This is a genomic window from Thiomonas sp. TH-17 (assembly GCF_057473305.1).
The window spans coordinates 1-3720 of record NZ_JBYCKI010000195.1 but is presented as its reverse complement, the minus strand read 5'-3'; the positions used below and the strand labels follow the sequence as shown (position 1 = coordinate 3720).

5 protein-coding genes are annotated in these 3720 nt (G+C 63.9%); 2 read left to right on the top strand and 3 right to left on the bottom strand.

The features are described from left to right. Nucleotides 1–560 (bottom strand): hypothetical protein (locus AC2VLV_RS11660; RefSeq protein WP_486990146.1); only part of this gene is annotated, 560 nt, incomplete at its 3' end. Between the two features lie 107 nt (nucleotides 561–667). Then, nucleotides 668–1663 carry an SLAC1 anion channel family protein gene (locus AC2VLV_RS11655; RefSeq protein WP_486990145.1) on the bottom strand — a complete coding sequence of 332 codons (996 nt, stop codon included), beginning with the start codon at nucleotides 1661–1663 and terminating at the stop codon, nucleotides 668–670. Nucleotides 1664–1813: 150 nt separating this feature from the next. On the opposite strand from AC2VLV_RS11655, the gene pdxH reads away from it, so the two are divergent. Then, nucleotides 1814–2452 (top strand): pyridoxamine 5'-phosphate oxidase, encoded by a 639-nt coding sequence (pdxH, locus tag AC2VLV_RS11650; RefSeq protein WP_486990144.1) that lies wholly within the window; start codon nucleotides 1814–1816, stop codon nucleotides 2450–2452. Between the two features lie 8 nt (nucleotides 2453–2460). On the opposite strand, the gene AC2VLV_RS11645 is transcribed toward pdxH, so the two are convergent. Then, entirely contained in the window at nucleotides 2461–2808 is a 348-nt protein-coding gene (locus AC2VLV_RS11645) for a hypothetical protein (protein WP_486990143.1), read from the bottom strand. Nucleotides 2809–2885: 77 nt separating this feature from the next. Here AC2VLV_RS11645 and AC2VLV_RS11640 point away from each other — a divergent pair, with 77 nt between their 5' ends. Then, nucleotides 2886–3476 carry a thioredoxin fold domain-containing protein gene (locus AC2VLV_RS11640; protein WP_486990142.1) on the top strand — a complete coding sequence of 197 codons (591 nt, stop codon included), beginning with the start codon at nucleotides 2886–2888 and terminating at the stop codon, nucleotides 3474–3476. Nucleotides 3477–3720: the final 244 nt, after the last annotated feature.

Here is a 3720-nt window from a genome sequence, read left to right as displayed (position 1 = left end):
TGCAAATTGGCCTGGCGCATGAGTGCGGCGTTGGTCTGAAGCTGGTGCAGCACCCGGGCGCTGGGGTGGGCCAGTGGGCGGATGCCGCCGGCCGGGCTGTCGCCGAAGTTCCAGTCATCCTCATTTTTGTGGAAGGCTTTGAGCGGATCGGGCGCGGCGAGAATGGCGGCAGCCTTGCCCGGGCTGCTGGCTTCGAGCTGCCCCACCGGAATCCACCGCAACTGCAATCCGCCTTTGCCGACTTTGGCCCGCGTGGCCAGATAGAGCTTGTGCGAAAACGGGCAATTCGGATCGAAAAAGATGTAAACGATGCGCGGCCCGACGCCCTCCTGTATCCAATACGCCGAGCCGATCGCCTTGAGCAGCTTGGCCGCCCGCGCCGCCTCGGGGTCGGCCGACCATTCCGCGCTGGAATTCGCCGCCTTTGCCGAAGGCGCCTGCCAAAGCAGCGGCAGGGTTGCGGCGGGCCACACCAGGGCTAGCCGCAACAGACGCCGCCGTGACCGCGAGATCGGCCGTGCGCAAGGCGCATGAGGAACGAGGGCGTTCTTATCAGACACGACGGCCTCCTTGGAGTTGCGGCTTCAAAGTCACGGCTTCACATTAAGCAGCGTCACGCCGCCTGTAAAGCACAGTTACCCTGAGTCGCGCCCCAGCAGGGCCGCCCTCATTCCGGGATGAACACCTTGCCCGCAGCGATGGCCTTGAGGGTGAGCACAAAGAGCAGGGCGATGAGCGCGGAGGTCAGGGCCAGCAGCGCGCCGCCGAGGCCCATGAGAAACCCGCTGCCGATCTTGCTGCCCATGGTCAGCGAGGCGATGGTGATGGCGGCCATTGGGAAGGAATAGGCCCACCACGACATGAAGAACGGCACCTTGCGGAACTGCGGGATTTGATAGAACAGCAGCAGCGTGGTGAACAGCGCCACATAGAACAGCACGCGGGCGAAGTGGTCGACCACGCCGCCATCCAGCGCCAGATACGACAGGAAGCCGACCGCCGGTGGCGCGATGAGGATGAACAGCGTGGGCAGCAGCTTGGCGGGCACCGGCGGGTGGAAGAAGAAGCGATTCATCATCACCGTGAGCAGCACGATCCAGAACACCAGCCCGACGCTGAAAAAGAACCAAGAAATTTCGGGCGAACCGTGCGTCATGCCGGCAATGGGCACCAGGATGTTGCCCACCACCGGAATGAACCAGGCCGGGGTGGAGTGCTGAATCTGGTAGTGCGAGTGGTGAATCCACGACGACATGATGACCACGGTAAACACCAGATGCAGCGCCACGCCGCCCCACCACATGGCCCACGACAGACCGGGCAACACATGCAGAAAGGCGATGGACAGCAGGATGGCGCTGATCGAAATGGCCGGGAAAAAGCTGATGCGCACCGGGTGGTTGAACTCCGCCACGAATTCGCCCGGATAGCGCGCCACCTTGGCCGCGTAACCGAGCAGCAGCACGACAAACAGCGCCAACGCGGCATAGCTCAGGCCGATGCCCACGCCGTGCGGCATGGCGAGCACCTGGGCCGACTTGTGCCAGGCGATGGCCAGGCCGGCCGTGCCCATGACGGTTGCGAACAGGGTGATGGGAAAGTGGGCCAGCCAACTACTGGCGTGCGCCGGTTCGGCGGATTGCGGTGCGGGAGTGGTGGACATGGTGGGCAATAGTTGAGAAAAACGGTACGGAATTGTGGGCGCGCGGTCGCTGCTTGATATTGATCGAACGCAATATTGAAAAATTTTGATACATGACTGTGACTGCGGTCACATCCCCTGCAATACGAGCCCCATTTCTATACTCCCTGCATGAAATCACTTTCCGATTTGCGTAAAGACTACAGCCGGGCCGAACTGGACGAGGCTCACGCCGAGGCCGATCCGTTCAAACAGTTCGAGCACTGGCTGCAGCAGGCCATGGACGCGCAGGTGCCCGAGCCCAACGCCATGACCCTGGCCACCGTGGGCGAAAACGGCCGCCCTTCCACACGCGTCGTGCTGATCAAACACGTCGATGCGCGCGGCATCGTCTGGTACACCAACTATCACAGCCGCAAGGGCCGTGAGCTGGCGGCGCACGCCTTCGCCGCGCTGCAGTTTCACTGGGTGGAGCTTGAGCGGGTGGTGCGCATCGAGGGGCGGGTGGAGCAGGTCAGCGCCGAAGAGTCGGACGCTTATTTCGCCAGCCGACCGCTGACCTCGCGCATTGGCGCCTGGGCCTCGCCGCAGAGCGAGCCCATCGACGGGCGCGGCACCCTGCTCAAACGCGCGGCCGAATTCGGTCTGCGCTATGGCATCAGCCCGCCGCGTCCGCCGCACTGGGGCGGCTATCGCCTGATTCCCGATGCCTGGGAGTTCTGGCAGGGGCGACCCTCCCGCTTGCACGACCGGCTGGCGTATGCGCTGCGGGCCGATCGCAGTTGGCAGCGCCAGCGCCTGGCGCCTTGAACCTCGCGTCAGTCGTCGAGCAGTTCCAGCGTGGCCGCGCTGTCGGCACGGCGGATGGCGACGCGCAGCTCCACATATTCGGGCAGCTCGCTCATCGGCGTCGGGTCGGCTTCGCAGGCGCAGCCGGGAATGATGCTGAAGTAGCTCAGCCCCGCCTTCACCTGCAGATTGTCGTCGCCTTCACTGCGCTGCAGCACCATCAGGCTGACGTCGTCGGTCAGGGCGTGGCTGCCGCGGCGTATGCCCTGCTGCAACGGGCCGATCAGTGCCCCGGTCTGTTGCAGCTCGGCCAGCAACACCGCGCCGAAATCGGGCTGAGCCCAGGCGCTGTGCGCGGCAGGTAGGGTGAGCTTCATGGTGGACTGAGTGCTGATGGTGAAATTCTGCGGCATTATTGATGGCGTCGATCCATTCATACAACAGGGAGACCCACATGCCTTCACCTCAATCCATTCATCGCCGTCAACTTTTGCGGATATTGGCGGCCGCCCCGTTGGTGGCCACCTGGCCCGCCGCCCAGGCGCAAAGCGCCCGGCAGGCCGAGGGCATTCTGGCGAATATCAGCAAGGCCACGTTTATTGCCGAGGGTACGGGGCAGCGCGCGCTTTATATTTTTTTCGACCCGAACTGTCCGTTCTGTCATGAGCTGTTCAAGAAGCTGCGCGCCTTCGTGGGCAAGGACGGGGTGCAGTTCCGCTGGATTCCGCTGGGCATGCTCACCCCCAGCAGCCTGCCCAAGGCCGCGGCGATTCTGCAGTCGCCCGATCCGCTGAAGGCGTTCCACAAAAACGAGAACGACTACGACTTCGCCGCCAATGGCCAACCCGGCGGCGGCATCGAGCCGGCTGCCGCCATAGCCCCCAAGGTGCGCGCCGAACTGGCGGCCAATCTCGCGCTTTACAACAGCGAAAAACTGTTTGGCGTGCCGGTGGTGATCTGGCGCAAGGCCGATGGCCGTGCCGACATGATGATCGGCGTGCCCTCGGATGCGCAGATTCAGATCATGCTCAAAGAGGTGAGGTAGAGGCCTGAAAGCGCCCCCAGACCTGCCGCGTTCGCGTCAGCCCCCCGAGAGGGGGATGAGGCCCGCGGCTCCAAGCTGCCCTGCGGCAGCTTGGACGGAGCCGAATCCGAGCAGCTTGCTAGCTGCGAGGTGGACAAGAAAACTTGGGGCGGCCCTGCGTTTTCTCATGAGGCGCGCGATGCAGCGCCTGCATCACGTCGCTCTGGGTGATCATGCCGACCAGCCGCGCCGAGGCGTCGATGAC